Annotated in this window: 12 protein-coding genes; 4 read left to right on the top strand and 8 right to left on the bottom strand. The window is 72.8% G+C overall.

The features are described 5' to 3' along the window. Both QMZ92_RS27900 and QMZ92_RS27895 read left to right on the top strand, forming a co-directional pair. On the top strand, positions 1 to 357 hold a 357-nt coding region (locus QMZ92_RS27900; RefSeq protein WP_283300269.1), incomplete at its 5' end, for an alkaline phosphatase D family protein. 38 nt (positions 358 to 395) lie between these two features. Beyond that, positions 396 to 1,964 (top strand): serine/threonine-protein kinase, encoded by a 1,569-nt coding sequence (locus tag QMZ92_RS27895; protein ID WP_283300268.1) that lies wholly within the window; start codon positions 396 to 398, stop codon positions 1,962 to 1,964. Between the two features lie 136 nt (positions 1,965 to 2,100). Here QMZ92_RS27895 and QMZ92_RS27890 read toward each other — a convergent pair whose 3' ends face one another. Next, positions 2,101 to 2,691: a dienelactone hydrolase family protein gene (locus QMZ92_RS27890; RefSeq protein WP_283300267.1), complete on the bottom strand. Its 591-nt coding sequence runs from the start codon at positions 2,689 to 2,691 to the stop codon at positions 2,101 to 2,103. 23 nt (positions 2,692 to 2,714) lie between these two features. On the opposite strand from QMZ92_RS27890, the gene QMZ92_RS27885 reads away from it, so the two are divergent. Beyond that, positions 2,715 to 3,806 carry a mechanosensitive ion channel family protein gene (locus QMZ92_RS27885; protein WP_283300266.1) on the top strand — a complete coding sequence of 364 codons (1,092 nt, stop codon included), beginning with the start codon at positions 2,715 to 2,717 and terminating at the stop codon, positions 3,804 to 3,806. Positions 3,807 to 3,860: 54 nt separating this feature from the next. Here QMZ92_RS27885 and QMZ92_RS27880 read toward each other — a convergent pair whose 3' ends face one another. The 5 genes from QMZ92_RS27880 to QMZ92_RS27860 form a co-directional block, all read right to left on the bottom strand. Further along, a complete protein-coding gene (locus tag QMZ92_RS27880; protein ID WP_283300265.1) occupies positions 3,861 to 4,607 on the bottom strand; it encodes an SDR family NAD(P)-dependent oxidoreductase in 747 nt (248 codons plus the stop codon). 514 nt (positions 4,608 to 5,121) lie between these two features. Next, positions 5,122 to 5,631, bottom strand: coding sequence for a GNAT family N-acetyltransferase (locus tag QMZ92_RS27875; protein ID WP_283300264.1), 510 nt, complete (start codon positions 5,629 to 5,631; stop codon positions 5,122 to 5,124). Continuing rightward, entirely contained in the window at positions 5,628 to 6,569 is a 942-nt protein-coding gene (locus QMZ92_RS27870) for an RluA family pseudouridine synthase (RefSeq protein WP_283300263.1), read from the bottom strand. The genes QMZ92_RS27875 and QMZ92_RS27870 overlap by 4 nt, the downstream gene beginning before the upstream one ends. Before the next feature lie 167 nt (positions 6,570 to 6,736). Further along, positions 6,737 to 7,297, bottom strand: a complete 561-nt coding sequence (gene lspA, locus QMZ92_RS27865) for a signal peptidase II (protein ID WP_283300262.1) — start codon at positions 7,295 to 7,297, stop codon at positions 6,737 to 6,739. Positions 7,298 to 7,400: 103 nt separating this feature from the next. Next, complete coding sequence (locus QMZ92_RS27860) at positions 7,401 to 8,615, bottom strand: TraR/DksA family transcriptional regulator (protein WP_283300261.1); 1,215 nt, start codon at positions 8,613 to 8,615, stop codon at positions 7,401 to 7,403. 577 nt (positions 8,616 to 9,192) lie between these two features. Between QMZ92_RS27860 and ileS the strand changes: the two genes are divergently transcribed. Continuing rightward, positions 9,193 to 12,330: an isoleucine--tRNA ligase gene (ileS, locus tag QMZ92_RS27855; RefSeq protein WP_283300260.1), complete on the top strand. Its 3,138-nt coding sequence runs from the start codon at positions 9,193 to 9,195 to the stop codon at positions 12,328 to 12,330. Between the two features lie 342 nt (positions 12,331 to 12,672). Here the strand turns inward: ileS and QMZ92_RS27850 are convergent, their stop codons facing one another. Further along, positions 12,673 to 13,755 carry a DivIVA domain-containing protein gene (locus QMZ92_RS27850; protein WP_138055847.1) on the bottom strand — a complete coding sequence of 361 codons (1,083 nt, stop codon included), beginning with the start codon at positions 13,753 to 13,755 and terminating at the stop codon, positions 12,673 to 12,675. Positions 13,756 to 13,804: 49 nt separating this feature from the next. Next, complete coding sequence (locus QMZ92_RS27845) at positions 13,805 to 14,101, bottom strand: YggT family protein (protein ID WP_017947448.1); 297 nt, start codon at positions 14,099 to 14,101, stop codon at positions 13,805 to 13,807. Between the last annotated feature and the right edge of the window lie 36 nt (positions 14,102 to 14,137).

Below are 14,137 nucleotides of genomic sequence, written 5' to 3'. Positions count from 1 at the left end.
TGGGCCAACGACGTGCCGGTGAAGGCGGCGACGTACCCGCTGTCGCGGTCGGCGGCCACCGAGTTCGTGGTGACGTCGGTGACCTCCGACAACCTGGACGACATCCTGCACGTCGCCCCCGGCACCGTCTCCCTGGTCGCGGCCACCGCCGTCAAGATCGCGAACCGCCATGTGAAGTGGGTCGACATGGACCACCACGGCTACGGCGTCCTCGACGTGACCGCCGAACGGTCGCAGATGGACTACTACGTCCTGTCCGACAAGGCCCGGCCCGACGCGACCGCGGCCTGGACCCGCTCGTACCGGACGCTGAACGGAACACAGAAGGTCGAGCGCGTCAACCAGCCGGTGCGCTGAGGCCACCCCCCCCTCGGCGGTTCCCCTAACCTGGCGCCATGAATGCGCCGGGGGAACTGGTCGACGGGCGGTTCGAGCTGATCGAGAGGCTCGGCAGCGGAGGCATGGGCACGGTGTGGCGGGCCCGCGACACCGTGCTCCACCGTGAAGTCGCCCTGAAGGCGGTCAGATCCGACGCCTCCGCTTCCGAGGCCGTACGCGAACGCGTGCTGCGCGAGGCCCGGGCGCTCGCCCGGCTGAACCACCCGAATGTGGTGACGGTTCATCACATCGTGGACGCCGAACCGCATCCGTGGATCGTGATGGAGCTGGTGCCCGGGATCTCGCTGCAGGACCGCCTCGCCCAGGGGCCGCTGACCCCGCCCGAGGCGGCGCGCATCGGACGGCAGGTGCTCTCCGCGCTGCGAGCCGCGCACGCGGCCGGTATCCAGCACCGGGACGTCAAGCCCGCCAACGTCCTGCTCCGCCCGGACGATGCCACCGGGCACCCCGGCACCGGCGGCGACACCGCCGTGCTCACCGACTTCGGGATCGCGGCGCTGCAGGGCTCGACCGCACTGACCGCCACGGGCGAACTGATCGGCTCGCCCGAGTACATGGCGCCCGAACGCGTCCGCGGCCTCGACGACACCCCGGCGTCCGACCTCTGGTCGCTGGGCCTGGTGCTGTACGTGGGCGTGGAGGGCGTCAGCCCGCTGCGCCGGCCGACGACACTGGCCACACTGGCGGCCGTGCTCGACGATGCGGTGCCGCCGCCGGTGCGTTCCGGACCGCTCGCACCCGTACTCCAGGCCCTGCTCGTACGGGACCCGGCGGCCCGCCCCGACGCGGCACGGTTGGACGCCATGCTGGCACAGGTCGAGACGGGGACGGCGCCGTACTGGGCGCAGCCCACGATGACGACGGCGACACCGCCGCCCGGGCCGGTGCCGGGACCGGTTCCGCCGGTGCCGACCGGGCTGGACGACCCGCGGCCGCCCTCCCGGTTCCCGGAGGGCGGGCGGGCGAACCGTGCGCCCCTCGTCGCCGCCGTCATCGCCGTGGCCCTCGCGATCACGGCCGCCGGCGTGGTCGCGCTGGCCCTGCGGAATCCCGGCGGACGGGCCACGGACGACGCGAAGGGCCCGGATGGGGCACCGGGCCCCTCGGTCCACGCCTCCGCCGCACCCGCTTCGAGCGCGGCACCGAGTCCGAGCATGCCGCCGACGCCGACGGTCACCGTCACCGCGTCGGCGACCCAGAGCACCCCGGCCGATCCCGCCGCGCCCCCGCCGTCCTCGGGCCGCTGGATCGCGCAGCTCTTCTCCGAGCCCGTCGGATCCGGCACGGCCGCCCGCGACGTCCGGCTCGCCCGGATCCGCGAGACGGTCCCCGAGGCCCGGTACCTGCGCAGCGACGACTACGCGTCGCTGCGGCCCGGGTACTGGGTGATCTACGCGGAGGGACCGTTCGACGACGGCCGGGCCGCGCTCAGGTTCTGCGCCGAACGCGACCGCACCACGGCCGACAGCTGCCTCGGCCGCTATCTCAGTCCCCAAGCGGCCGACTCGGCGCTCCAGTGCCGTCCCCCGGCGGACAACCCGTCGGGGCGCTGCGGCCGCGACTAGGGCGTGCGCCCTGTGAGATGGGTAACTCCCGTATGGCCCGCGACGCCGGCATCCCCGGAGCGCAGGCTCCTCCGGGTGCCGGAACTTCCGGGTGCCGGACCCCCGGGTGCACTGCCCGGACCGCGCGGGCACGCGGTCACGCGGGCCCCTCGGCCTCCCCCAGTGTCTCCAGGAAGCCGAGCGCCACGCGCCACGTCCGACCGGCCGCCTCCTCGTCCCAGTCGGGGAGGTCGGGGTCCGTGTACAGGTGCCCGGCGCCGGCGTAGCGGTGCACCTCGACGTCCGCGCCCGTCCTTCCCATCCGCAGGTACCAGGCGGTGAGCCAGTCGTACGGCTCGAACGGGTCCGGATCGGCGACGTGCAGCTGTACGGGCAGGTCCTCGGCCCGCGCGTTCTCCGCGATGTCGGACGTGCCGTGCAGCAGCAGGAGGCCGCGGGCCTTCTCGTCGCCGAGGGCGAGGTTCTGGGCGATGGCCGCCCCCAGGGAGAACCCCGCGTACACGAGCCCGCGCTCCGAGTGCGGCGCGGCGGCCACGATCGCCCGCTTCAGCAGCTCGTCCACCCCGACCTCGTCCTTGTACGCCCTGCCCTGCTCCACGGAGTCGTACACCCGGCCGTCGAACAGATCCGGAGTCCACACCCGGTGACCTGCGGCTCGCAGGCGCTCGGCGGCGGCGAGCACGGCGGGGCGCAGGCCGTACGTCGAATGGAAAAGCATGATGTCCATGCGGTCAGGTTACGTTCGAGGACATGGAGAACGTGCTGCGTCCGTTGATCGTCCTCGTCGGCTCGGTCCTGCTCACGCTGCTGCTGGGATGGCTCGCCGATCTGCTGCTCCGCCGCGCGGACGCCCGCCACAGCGAGACCCCGCTGTGGGGGCTGCTGCGCCGCTGCCGGGTGCCGTTGCAGGTGGTGGTGCTGACCGCGCTGCTGCGAGGGACCTACACGGAGACCGCCGTTGAGGTCGTCGAACGGAACGAGGCCTTCATCGGCCATGTCCTGACGCTCGTCCTCATCGCCGCCTCGGCCTGGCTGGTGGTGCGGATCGCCGCGGCGGTGGTGGAGGCCTCGTACTCCCGCTTCGCCGCCACCTCCCGGGACCTCGCGCGGGTACGCCGGGTCCGCACCCAGGTCGCGCTGGTCCAGCGGATCGTCACCGCCCTGGTCGCCGTGGTGGCCGTGGCGTCGATGCTGCTGACCTTCCCCGGGATGAACAAGCTGGGGGCCTCGCTGCTGGCCTCCGCCGGTGTCCTCGGTATCGTCGCCGGTGTCGCGGCCCAGTCCACGCTGGGCAATCTCTTCGCTGGCTTCCAGATCGCCTTCGGCGACATGGTGCGCATCGGGGACACCGTCGTCGTGGACGGCGAGTGGGGCACGGTGGAGGAGGTGACGCTCACCTTCCTCGCGGTGCGGACCTGGGACGAGCGGCGGATCACGATGCCGGTGTCGTACTTCACCAGCAAGCCGTTCGAGAACTGGTCGCGCGGCGGTGCGCAGATGACCGGGACGGTCTTCTTCCATCTCGACCACACGGCACCGGTGCACGAGATGCGCGAGAAGCTCCACGACATCCTGCGCGAGTGCCCGGCCTGGGACGGCCGCAACTGGTCGATCGCGGTCACGGACACCACACCGAACACCATGGTGGTCCGCGCCGTCGTCACCGCGAAGGACGCGGACGACATCTGGACGGTGCGGTGCGCGGTGCGCGAGCAGTTGATCACCTGGCTCCGCGACCACCACCCGTACGCCCTCCCGCGCATCGCCACGTCCCAGGCGGTCCCCCCGCCCGCGACGCACATCCAGCCCGACACGCCCGCCCAGCGGACCGGACGCGGGTAGCGGGGCGGGGCGCTCCCCGGGCGCCCCGCCCGGACGGGACTTTCGAAGCACGCCCTAGTGGCCGCGCTCCGCGCCGCCGTTGACCTGGACGACCTGGGACGTGATGTGGGACGCCGCATGGGAGGCGAGCCAGTGGAGGGTCCGGGCCACGTCGCCGGGATGGCCCGGCCGGCCCGTGGACGTCTCGGCGATGAGCTGCCTGCGGCGGTCCTCGCCGATCCCGTCGCCGAAGAAGCCGGTCTCCTCGACGTAGCCGGGCGCCACCAGGTTGACCGTGATGCCGCGCGGCCCGAGCCGGCGGGCCAGGTCGTGCGCGTACGGGTGCAGGGCTGCCTTGGACGCCGCGTACGCGCCCGAGCCGGACCCCCGGTAGGCCGCGATGGAGCTGAGGAACAGCACACGCCCGCCGGGCGTGGCGAGGTGGCCCTCGAGGGCTTCGGTGAGGAGCGCGGCGGTGAGGGTGTTGAGGCGGAAGTTGAGGGTCCAGTCGTGGGCGACCGCATCCAGCGGGTCCTCGTACGCCGGCCGGTCCTCCAGCCCTCCGTTGCCGCCCGCGCCGTGGACGAGCACGTCCACCGTGCCGTACTCCCGGGCGGCGAACCCCGCGGCGCGGCGGGCCCCTTCGGGCTCACTGAGATCCGCGGCGCAGTAACGCGCGCCGGGAATCCGCTCGGCCGCTTGCGCGAGCACCTCCTCGCGGCGTCCCAGCAGCAGTACCCGCTCGCCGTCCGCGGCGAACACCTCCGCCGTCGCGAGCCCGATTCCCGTACCCCCGCCACTGATCACCACGGTGCGCGCCATGAGCCGATCCTATGGCCGGCCGCCCGGCCGGTGCCGGTCCGAAACCGCCCCGCGCGGACGGCTCGGGGCGTACCGCGCCCGAGCGGAGATGCTCGGCACAGACTGCGGACCTCCAGGTGCAGCAGGGCGTTCCACGACCTCGGGGTCAGCCCCGGCCCGCTGCGTGCGGCCGGCGCCTCGTGCCGGGCGGGCCGACAGCGGGTCTTCAGGACCGGCGCGGGCAGCCCGAGCCGCTCCTCGAGCGGCACGGTGATCACGGCCCCGGCAACAGCACGAACAGCAGGGCCGGTTGGTCCACGAGCACCAGTCGAACGGTCGCCTCTCCGACGATCAGCGCGTCCGGCGGGCCGTACGCTCCTCACGACTCGTCCGCATACGCCCGCCCGACCCGTCTGCCGTACGCCCGTCACCGCCCTGGGGCGAGGCACGCCTTCGCCGCCCTGGCAACGGTCACTTCGGTGTCCGGCGGCGGCGTACGAGCTCGGCGGACGGTGCGGGCAGGGCGGAACGGCCGTCAGAGCGCTCGGCGCATGGCCCGGTGGGGGATGCCCGCGTCCGGGAACTCGGGACCGTAGGCCTCGTATCCCAGGCGCTCGTAGAACGCGAGCGCCTGGGTCTGCGCGTGCAGGTCGACCGCGGTGAGGCCGCGCTCACGGGCCGCGGACTCGATCGCGCGGACGAGGGCCGCCCCGACGCCCCGGCCGCGCGCGGCCCTGGTCACCGCGAGCCGCCCCAGCGAGCCGACCGACGGGTCGCCGCCGGTCCTGTCGGCCGCCGCCGGACCGTGCAGCAGACGGCCCGTGCCCAGCGGGCCCTCCGGGCCGACGGCCAGGACGTGGATCGTGTCCGCGCCCTCGGCGTCGTACGCGTCGTACTCGATCTCCTGGGGCACCCGCTGCTCGACGACGAACACCTCCTTGCGCACCCTGAAGCATGCCTCACGGTCCGCGGGATCCGTCGCCTCCCTCACGGCACAACCGCCCGGGGCGACGCCTTCCGGAGGGCGTTCCGCCTCCCCGCTCATGCGCTCTCCGCCGCGATCCGGTCCAGCGCCGCCTGCAGGTCCTCGGGATAGTCGCTGCCGAACTCGGCCCACCGGCCGTCCGCAGGATGCTCGAACCCCAGGCGCACCGCGTGCAGCCACTGCCGGGTCAGCCCGAGCCGCCGCGCCATCGTCGGGTCCGCGCCGTAGGTGAGGTCGCCGACGCACGGGTGCCGGTGGGCGGACATGTGCACCCGGATCTGGTGCGTGCGGCCGGTCTCCAGCTTGATGTCCAGCAGCGAAGCGGCGCGGAACGCCTCGATCAGGTCGTAGTGCGTGACGGAGGGCTTGCCCTCCGCGGTCACGGCCCACTTGTAGTCGTGCTGGGGGTGGCGGCCGATGGGCGCGTCGATCGTGCCGCTCAGCGGGTCCGGGTGGCCCTGCACCAGTGCGTGGTACCGCTTGTCGACCGTGCGCTCCCGGAACTGCTGCTTCAGCAGGGTGTACGCGCGCTCCGACTTGGCGACCACCATCAGCCCGGACGTGCCGACGTCCAGCCGGTGCACGATGCCCTGCCGCTCGGCGGCTCCGGACGTCGAGATCCGGTACCCCGCCGCGGCCAGCCCGCCGATCACCGTCGGCCCCGTCCAGCCGGGGCTCGGGTGCGCGGCCACACCGACCGGCTTCACGATCACCACGATGTCCTCGTCGTCGTGCACGATCTCCATGCCCTCGACCGGCTCGGCGACGACCTGCACCGGCGCGGGGGCCTGCGGCATCTCGACCTCGAGCCAGGCACCGCCGTGCACCCGCTCGGACTTGCCCACGACCGAGCCGTCGACCTGGACCTTGCCCCCGGCGGCGAGCTCGGCCGCCTTCGTCCGGGAGAAGCCGAACATGCGCGATATGGCGGCGTCGACGCGCTCGCCCTCGAGACCGTCGGGAACGGGCAGGGTGCGGGTTTCGGGAATCGTGCTCACCCGTCGAGTATGCCTTGTCGGTCCCTGTGACCGGGCCCGCCTGTGGACAACCGGGCCCCGGGCGCCCGGACCGGGCCCCTGTGGACAGCCGGACTCGGGGCGGCCCCGACCGCGGCCCCCGCCGCCGGTTCGGTCCCCGTGACCGCCGTGGCCGGAGTCCGGCCGCCTCAGTCCTCGTGGACGGTGCCGTCCGGGTCCAGGCCCCTGAAGGACAGGATCACGATGAGGATGCCGCCGCACACGATCGCCGAGTCGGCCAGGTTGAACACGGCGAAGTGCTTCGGCGCGATGAAGTCGACGACCGCGCCCTCGAAGACCCCCGGCGAACGGAAGATCCGGTCCGTGAGATTGCCCAGCGCCCCGCCCAGCAGCATGCCGAGCGCGATGGCCCACGGCAGGCTGTAGAGCTTGCGCGCCAGCCGCGCGATCACCACGATCACCACCGCCGCGATGATCGTGAAGATGACCGTGAACGCCTCGCCGAAGCCGAACGCCGCTCCGGGGTTGCGGACCGCCTCGAACCGCAGCCAGTCACCGATCACCTGGATCGGCTGGTGGTGCTCCAGCTTGGCGACGACCACCATCTTGGTGGCGAGGTCCAGCGCGTAGGCCACGGCGGCCACGGCGAACAGGGCGAAGATCCGGCGCCTGCCCCTGGGCCGCTCGGCGGGAGCCGCGGCCTCGTCGTCTACGTCCGGCGTACCGATGATGCGCTCCGCCTCTGCCACGTGAGTCCCTCAAAACCTAGGTGCTGACTGGTCACGAGGGTACGGCACACACGTGCGGGCCCGGCTCCGGACACCGTGCAGCGGCCCGGAGCCGGGAGCGGGCTCAGCCCCGACGCTCCTGCTTCTGCTTGTCCTCCACGCACAGCGTGGCCCGGGGGAACGCCTGCATCCGCGCCTTGCCGATCGGGTTGCCGCAGATCTCGCAGAGGCCGTACGTACCCGCGTCCAGCCGGTGCAGGGCCCGCTCGGTCTGCTCGACCATCTCGCGGGCGTTGGCGGCCAGCGCCATCTCGTGCTCCCGGGTGATGTTCTTGGTGCCGGTGTCGGCCTGGTCGTCCCCGGCGCCGTCCCCGGAGTCCCGCATCAGCCCGGTCAGCGCCTCCTCGGAGTGGCTGATCTCGGCCTGCAGCCGGGCCAGCTCGCTCTCCAGCTCGGCGCGCGCCTCGGCGACCTCCTCGGTCGTCCACGGGTCCTCCCCCGGCCGTACGGCGAGGTCTCCCGGTGCCGCGGCGACGCGGGCCTGCGGCACCGGCGACGCGGTGTCCTTCGTGGCCGTACCGGACCCGCCCGCGCTCTTCTTGGCTGCCACCGTCCTGGCTCCCGTCTGCTTCGCGGCCTCGACCGCTTCCCCGGCCGCCGTGGCGGCCTTCCTGGCGCCTGCCCTCGCAGTCGCCTTCCTGCCCGGCGCCTTCGCGGCCGCGGCCGCCGAGGGCGCCGCCGAGCGCCCCGCCGTCTCCGTGGCGGCCGCGGTCTTCCGCGCGGCCGCGCTCTTCCGCGTGCCCGCGGCGGTCTTCCTGCCCCCGGTAGCCTTCGAGCCGGCGGCCGGAGCCTTCGAGCCCGCGCCCGAGGCCCTTCCGGTACCCGTGGCCCCAGAACCGGCGCCGGCCCGCGCGGCGGCCCGCGCGGTCGCCTTCCTCGCCGCCTTCCGGCCCGGGTCCCTCGCCGGTGCCTCCACGGCTTCCTTCGCCGGCTCCGCGGCCGCTCCCGCCCGCCGCTTCCCCGCCTCCTCGGCCGGGTGCTCCCGGGCGCGGCCCTTCGAGCTCCTCGCCTCCTTCCCGGCGCCCGCGGACGGGCCGGCGGCGGACCGCTTGGCCGCCGCCGCCGTGGTCTTCCGCGCGGCCTTCCTGGCGGGTTCCGCCGGCTTGGCCCCGGCCGCGTCGTGCGCGTTCGCGCCGGAGGGGACCGTCTTCGTCACCCTCCTGGTGGTCTTCTTCGCGACGGCGCTCTTCTTGCCGTTCGTCTCCTTGGCCGCCGCCCCCGCAGCGGCGGTGGACCTCGCTGACGCCGTCTTCTTCACGGCGGTCTTCTTCGCCACCATGGCCGCGGCCCCTTCACATATTGTGATCTTGCTCGCGAATCGTGCTGGGACGATAAATCGACCCCAGCGCCGCGGCAACGGGGCACGCCGCCTGTCCGGCCCGCCCCGCGCCTTCCCCAACGCGAGCCTGCATCCGTTGTGCCCAGCTCCCCGCCCCCTAATCCGCCGGGCGAGTGCCACGCGGGACCCGCCGGGCCCCGTGTGGCCATTCGGGTCATACGCGGCCCGGCCTCCGGCCCGTCCGCCGGCCGGGAAATCCGGTCGGCCCCCACGCGCCCGGGCCCGTACACTGGGCGAAGCGAAAGGCGTGGATGGGGACGAGTAGCGTCGTACGCAGCCATGAGCGACCCGGGGACGGTGAGAGCCCGGGGGCGAGCGCGGTGCGAAGGATCACCCCGGAGCCGCCGGAAGAACGCCCTCGGGCAGCCCAGGGCCAGTAGAACCGGCATCGCGACCCCAATGAGGGGGCTGTCCGGCCGCGCGCCGGAGGGCCAAGGAGGGTGGTACCGCGGGAGCGCAGCGCATCGGCTCTCGTCCCTCCGACGGAAGAGACACACTCCGTTGGAGGAGCCCGTACATGACGCCGCCGCAGTACCGCCAGGTGCCCGCCCAGGTCGACCTGCCCGCGCTCGAGCACGCCGTGCTCGACTTCTGGCGCGAGAACAAGGTCTTCGCGAAGAGTCTCGAGCAGTCCGAGGGCCGCCCCGAGTGGGTCTTCTACGAGGGCCCGCCCACGGCCAACGGCATGCCCGGCGCCCACCACATCGAGGCCCGCGTCTTCAAGGACGTCTTCCCGCGCTTCCGGACCATGCGGGGCTACCACGTGGCCCGCAAGGCCGGCTGGGACTGCCACGGGCTGCCGGTCGAGCTCGCCGTCGAGAAGGAGCTCGGCTTCAACGGCAAGAAGGACATCGAGGCGTACGGCATCGCGGAGTTCAACGCGAAGTGCCGCGAGTCCGTGACCCGCCACACCGACGCCTTCGCCGAGCTGACGACCCGCATGGGCTACTGGGTCGACCTCGACGAGGCGTACCGGACCATGGACCCCGAGTACGTCGAGTCCGTGTGGTGGTCCCTGAAGGAGATCTTCGGCAAGGGCCTGCTCGTCCAGGACCACCGTGTCGCCCCCTGGTGCCCGCGCTGCGGCACCGGCCTGTCCGACCACGAGCTGGCGCAGGGCTACGAGACCGTCGTCGACCCGTCCGTCTTCGTCCGCTTCCCGCTGACCTCCGGCCCGCTCGCGGGCGAGGCGTCGCTGCTGGTCTGGACGACGACCCCGTGGACGCTGGTGTCCAACACCGCGGTGGCCGCCCACCCCGGGGTCACCTACGTGGTGGCCACGAACGGCGAGGAGAAGCTCGTCGTCGCCGAGCCGCTGCTGGAGAAGGCCCTCGGCGAAGGCTGGGAGGCCACGGGCCGGACCTTCACCGGCTCCGAGATGGAGCGCTGGGGCTACCGCCGGCCGTTCGAGTTCGTCGAGTTCCCGGCCCCGGCGCACTTCGTGGTCAACGCCGAGTACGTCACGACCGAGGACGGCACCGGTCTCGTCCACCAGTCCCCCGCCTTCGGTGAGGACGACCTGAAGGTCTGCCGCGCATACGGGCTCCCCGTGGTGAACCCGGTCCGCCCCGACGGCACCTTCGGGGAGGACGTGCCCCTGGTCGGCGGCGTGTTCTTCAAGAAGGCCGACGAGGCGCTCACCCAGGACCTGGACGCCCGCGGCCTGCTCTTCCGGCACGTCCCGTACGAGCACAGCTACCCGCACTGCTGGCGCTGCCACACGGCGCTCCTCTACTACGCGCAGCCGTCGTGGTACATCCGCACGACCGCGGTCAAGGACCGGCTCCTCGAGGAGAACGAGAACACCAACTGGTTCCCGGAGTCGGTCAAGAACGGCCGGTACGGCGACTGGCTCAACAACAACATCGACTGGGCACTGTCCCGCAACCGCTACTGGGGCACCCCGCTGCCGATCTGGCGCTGCGAGGAGGACCACCTCACCTGCGTCGGCTCGCTCGCCGAGCTGGGCGAGCTCACCGGGGCGGACCAGTCGGGCCTGGACCCGCACCGGCCGTTCATCGACGCCGTCACCTTCGCCTGCCCGCAGTGCTCCTCGACGGCGACGCGGGTGCCCGAGGTCATCGACGCGTGGTACGACTCCGGGTCCATGCCGTTCGCGCAGTGGGGCTATCCGTACCGGAACAAGGACATCTTCGAGAAGCGCTACCCGGCGCAGTTCATCTCGGAGGCGATCGACCAGACCCGCGGCTGGTTCTACACGCTGATGGCGGTCGGCACGCTGGTCTTCGACAAGTCGTCGTACGAGAACGTGGTCTGTCTGGGCCACATCCTCGCCGAGGACGGCCGCAAGATGTCCAAGCACCTGGGCAACATCCTGCAGCCGATCCCGCTCATGGACCAGCACGGCGCCGACGCCGTGCGCTGGTTCATGGCCGCCGGCGGCTCACCGTGGGCGGCCCGCCGGGTGGGCCACGGCACCATCCAGGAGGTCGTGCGGAAGACGCTGCTGACGTACTGGAACACGGTGGCCTTCCAGGCGCTGTACGCCCGTACCTCGGGTTGGGCACCGTCCGCCGCCGACCCGGCTCCGGCGGAGCGCACGGTGCTCGACCGCTGGCTGCTCTCCGAGCTGCACGCGCTGGTCGACCAGGTGACGCAGGCGCTGGAGGCGTACGACACCCAGCGTGCCGGCAAGCTGATCTCGTCCTTCGTGGACGATCTGTCGAACTGGTACGTACGCCGCTCGCGCCGCCGGTTCTGGCAGGGCGACGCGGCCGCGCTGCGCACGCTCCACGACGTGGTCGAGACCGTCACGCGGCTGATGGCCCCGCTGACCCCGTTCATCACGGAGCGGGTGTGGCAGGACCTGGTGGTTCCGGTGACGCCGGACGCCCCGGAGTCCGTGCATCTCACGACCTGGCCGGAGGCGGACCTCTCCGCCGTCGACCCGGAGCTGTCCCAGCAGATGGCGCTGGTCCGCCGGCTGGTCGAGCTGGGCCGTGCCACGCGCGCGGAGTCGGGTGTGAAGACCCGCCAGCCGCTGTCGCGGGCACTCGTCGCGGCCCCGGGCTTCGACTCCCTGTCGCCCGAACTGCACGCGCAGATCACCGAGGAACTCAACGTCTCCTCCCTGGCGTCGCTGTCCGAGGTCGGGGGATCACTGGTCGACACGACGGCGAAGGCGAACTTCCGGGCTCTGGGCAAGCGCTTCGGGAAGGGCGTGCAGGACGTCGCGAAGGCCGTGGCCGCGGCGGACGCGGCGGCGCTGTCTCTGGCGCTGCGGTCCGGCTCGGCCGTGATCGAGGTCGGCGGGGAGGAGGTGACCCTCTCCCCGGAGGAGGTCATCATCACGGAGACCCCGCGCGAGGGCTGGTCGGTGGCCTCCGACCAGGGCGCCACGGTAGCGCTCGATCTGGAGATCACTCCGGAGCTGCGGCGGGCGGGCCTCGCCCGCGACGCGATTCGGCTGATCCAGGAGGCGCGCAAGAACAGCGGCCTGGACGTCGCCGACCGGATCGCGCTCCGCTGGTCCTCCTCGGACGCCGAAGTCGCCTCGGCGCTCACGGACCACTCCGGGCTGATCGCGGACGAGGTCCTCGCGACGGACTTCGCGACGGGTGAGGGCGACGACGCGTACGGCTCCCCGTTCACGGACGAGGGTCTGTCGCTGACGTTCCGTCTCCGCAAGGCGTAACCCGCGCCGCGTCTCGCATCGTGGGTCCGGCCCCTTCGGGGCCGGACCCTTTCGCGTCGGGCGTCCGCGCGGCACGCGTCGGCGGCACCGGGCCTGCGACAAGGACCGTGGACCGGGGCGCGGCCCACCGTCCGCCGTCCGCGGTCCGTGGCTCCGCATGGCCGCAGGGGTCGCGCCTCGCACGGGGGACGTCAGGCCCATGTGCCCGGCCACGCCCCGGAACGCGGCGCCCCCCGCCGCACAGCCCGAGCACAAGAACGGGCCGGGCCCGGGACGTTGGTCCCGGGCCCGGCCCGTTTCAGCCTGCCGACGGCCGAGCGCGCTCCGCGCCGTGGCCCGCCGTCAGTTGTCGTCCTCGTCGATGAGGAAGCCGCGCATCGGCGACGGCGCCTGCTGCATCGGCTGCGGACCGCCCTGCGGCCGCACCGGCGCCATCGGCTGGGTCATCGCCGGAGACATCTGCTGCTGACCGCCGTACGACGGGGCGCCGCCCATGCCCTGGTTGCCGCCCATCGCCTGGTTCCCGCCGAAGGAGGGAGCACCGGCGCCGGCCGGAGCCATCGAAGGGGACGGGGGCAGCGACGCGGCCGCCGGGGTCCGCGGCGGGGCCAGCGAGTCGTCGGACTGGGTCTCCAGCTGGCGCAGCTGGCTCTCCAGGTACGACTTCAGTCGCGTGCGGTACTCGCGCTCGAAGCCGCGCAGGTCCTCGACCTTGCGCTCAAGCGTGGCGCGGGCGGACTCGAGCGAGCCCATCGCGACGCGGTGCTTCTCCTGCGCGTCCCGCTCCAGCGCGTCGGCCTTGGCGCGGGCGTCCCGCTCCAGGCCCTCGGCACGGGACCGGGCCTCGCCGACGATCTTGTTGGCCTCGGAACGGGCCTCCGCGATCGCCTGGTCGGCGGTCTGCTGGGCCAGCGACAGCACGCGTGCGGCGCTGTCGCCGCCCGGGCCCTGGCCCGGGAGCTGCGGGCCGCCGTGACCGCCCATGGGGCCGCCCATCGGACCGCCCATGGGACCACCCTGCATCGGGCCGGGCCCCATCGGACCACCCTGCGGGTGCCCCTGGGGACCGTGACCACCGGGACCGGCCGGCAGCTGAGGAGCTCCACCGGGCAGCTGGGGGGGACCCATCTGCGGGGGCTGCTGCTGGACCGGGGGTCCGGATATGGCGGCGGGCACGGGAGCGCCGGGACCGCGGCCGTCCTGCGGCTCCGGCGGCTTGCGCATGCCCTGCTGCTGCTGGTTCTGCGCGGCCGCACGGGTCGCCGCCGCCAGCTTCGCGCGCAGATCCTCGTTCTCTCGGAGGAGGCGCGTCAGCTCGGCTTCGACCTCGTCGAGAAAGGCATCGACCTCGTCCTCGTCATAGCCTTCTCGGAGGCGGACGGTCGTGAACTGCTTGTTCCGCACGTCCTCGGGGGTCAGCGGCATCTCTACTTCACCTCTACGTAGTCGTCGGCAGTCGGCAAGACCGTGTCGTTCACATCCCTCTCCCCACGCTGCTCACGACGGAGATCAGGATGTAAACGATGATCATCAGAACGAAGAAGGACAGATCGAGTGCCACGCCCCCGAGACGCAGCGGCGGAATGAACCGCCGCAGAAGCTTGAGCGGTGGATCGGTGACAGTGTAGGTGGCCTCCAGAACGACCACCATCGCCCTCCCGGGTTGCCACGAGCGGGCGAACTGGAAGACGTAGTCCATGACCAGCCGGAAAATCAGCACGATGAGGAAGCACATCAGAGCGATGTAGATCACCTGCAGTGCGACGCTCATCCCGCGCTTCCCTCTCCCCTGGCTCTCGTTGCCGGC

Origin of the sequence: Streptomyces sp. HNM0645, from assembly GCF_030056615.1 — a bacterium.
GTDB lineage: Bacteria > Actinomycetota > Actinomycetes > Streptomycetales > Streptomycetaceae > Streptomyces > Streptomyces marianii.
The sequence above is the reverse complement of the archived record's forward strand: the minus strand, read 5'-3'. Positions and strand labels throughout refer to the sequence as shown.

What these genes read in the sequence shown, in the direction of transcription:
- QMZ92_RS27850 (WP_138055847.1), bottom strand. Translation starts at nt 13,755, where the DNA reads ATGCCGCTGACCCCCGAGGACGTGCGGAACAAGCAGTTCACGACCGTC.
- QMZ92_RS27860 (WP_283300261.1), bottom strand. Translation starts at nt 8,615, where the DNA reads ATGGTGGCGAAGAAGACCGCCGTGAAGAAGACGGCGTCAGCGAGGTCC.
- QMZ92_RS27880 (WP_283300265.1), bottom strand. Translation starts at nt 4,607, where the DNA reads ATGGCGCGCACCGTGGTGATCAGTGGCGGGGGTACGGGAATCGGGCTC.
- QMZ92_RS27885 (WP_283300266.1), top strand. Translation starts at nt 2,715, where the DNA reads ATGGAGAACGTGCTGCGTCCGTTGATCGTCCTCGTCGGCTCGGTCCTG.
- QMZ92_RS27895 (WP_283300268.1), top strand. Translation starts at nt 396, where the DNA reads ATGAATGCGCCGGGGGAACTGGTCGACGGGCGGTTCGAGCTGATCGAG.
- ileS (WP_283300260.1), top strand. Translation starts at nt 9,193, where the DNA reads ATGACGCCGCCGCAGTACCGCCAGGTGCCCGCCCAGGTCGACCTGCCC.
- QMZ92_RS27890 (WP_283300267.1), bottom strand. Translation starts at nt 2,691, where the DNA reads ATGGACATCATGCTTTTCCATTCGACGTACGGCCTGCGCCCCGCCGTG.
- QMZ92_RS27875 (WP_283300264.1), bottom strand. Translation starts at nt 5,631, where the DNA reads ATGAGCGGGGAGGCGGAACGCCCTCCGGAAGGCGTCGCCCCGGGCGGT.
- QMZ92_RS27845 (WP_017947448.1), bottom strand. Translation starts at nt 14,101, where the DNA reads ATGAGCGTCGCACTGCAGGTGATCTACATCGCTCTGATGTGCTTCCTC.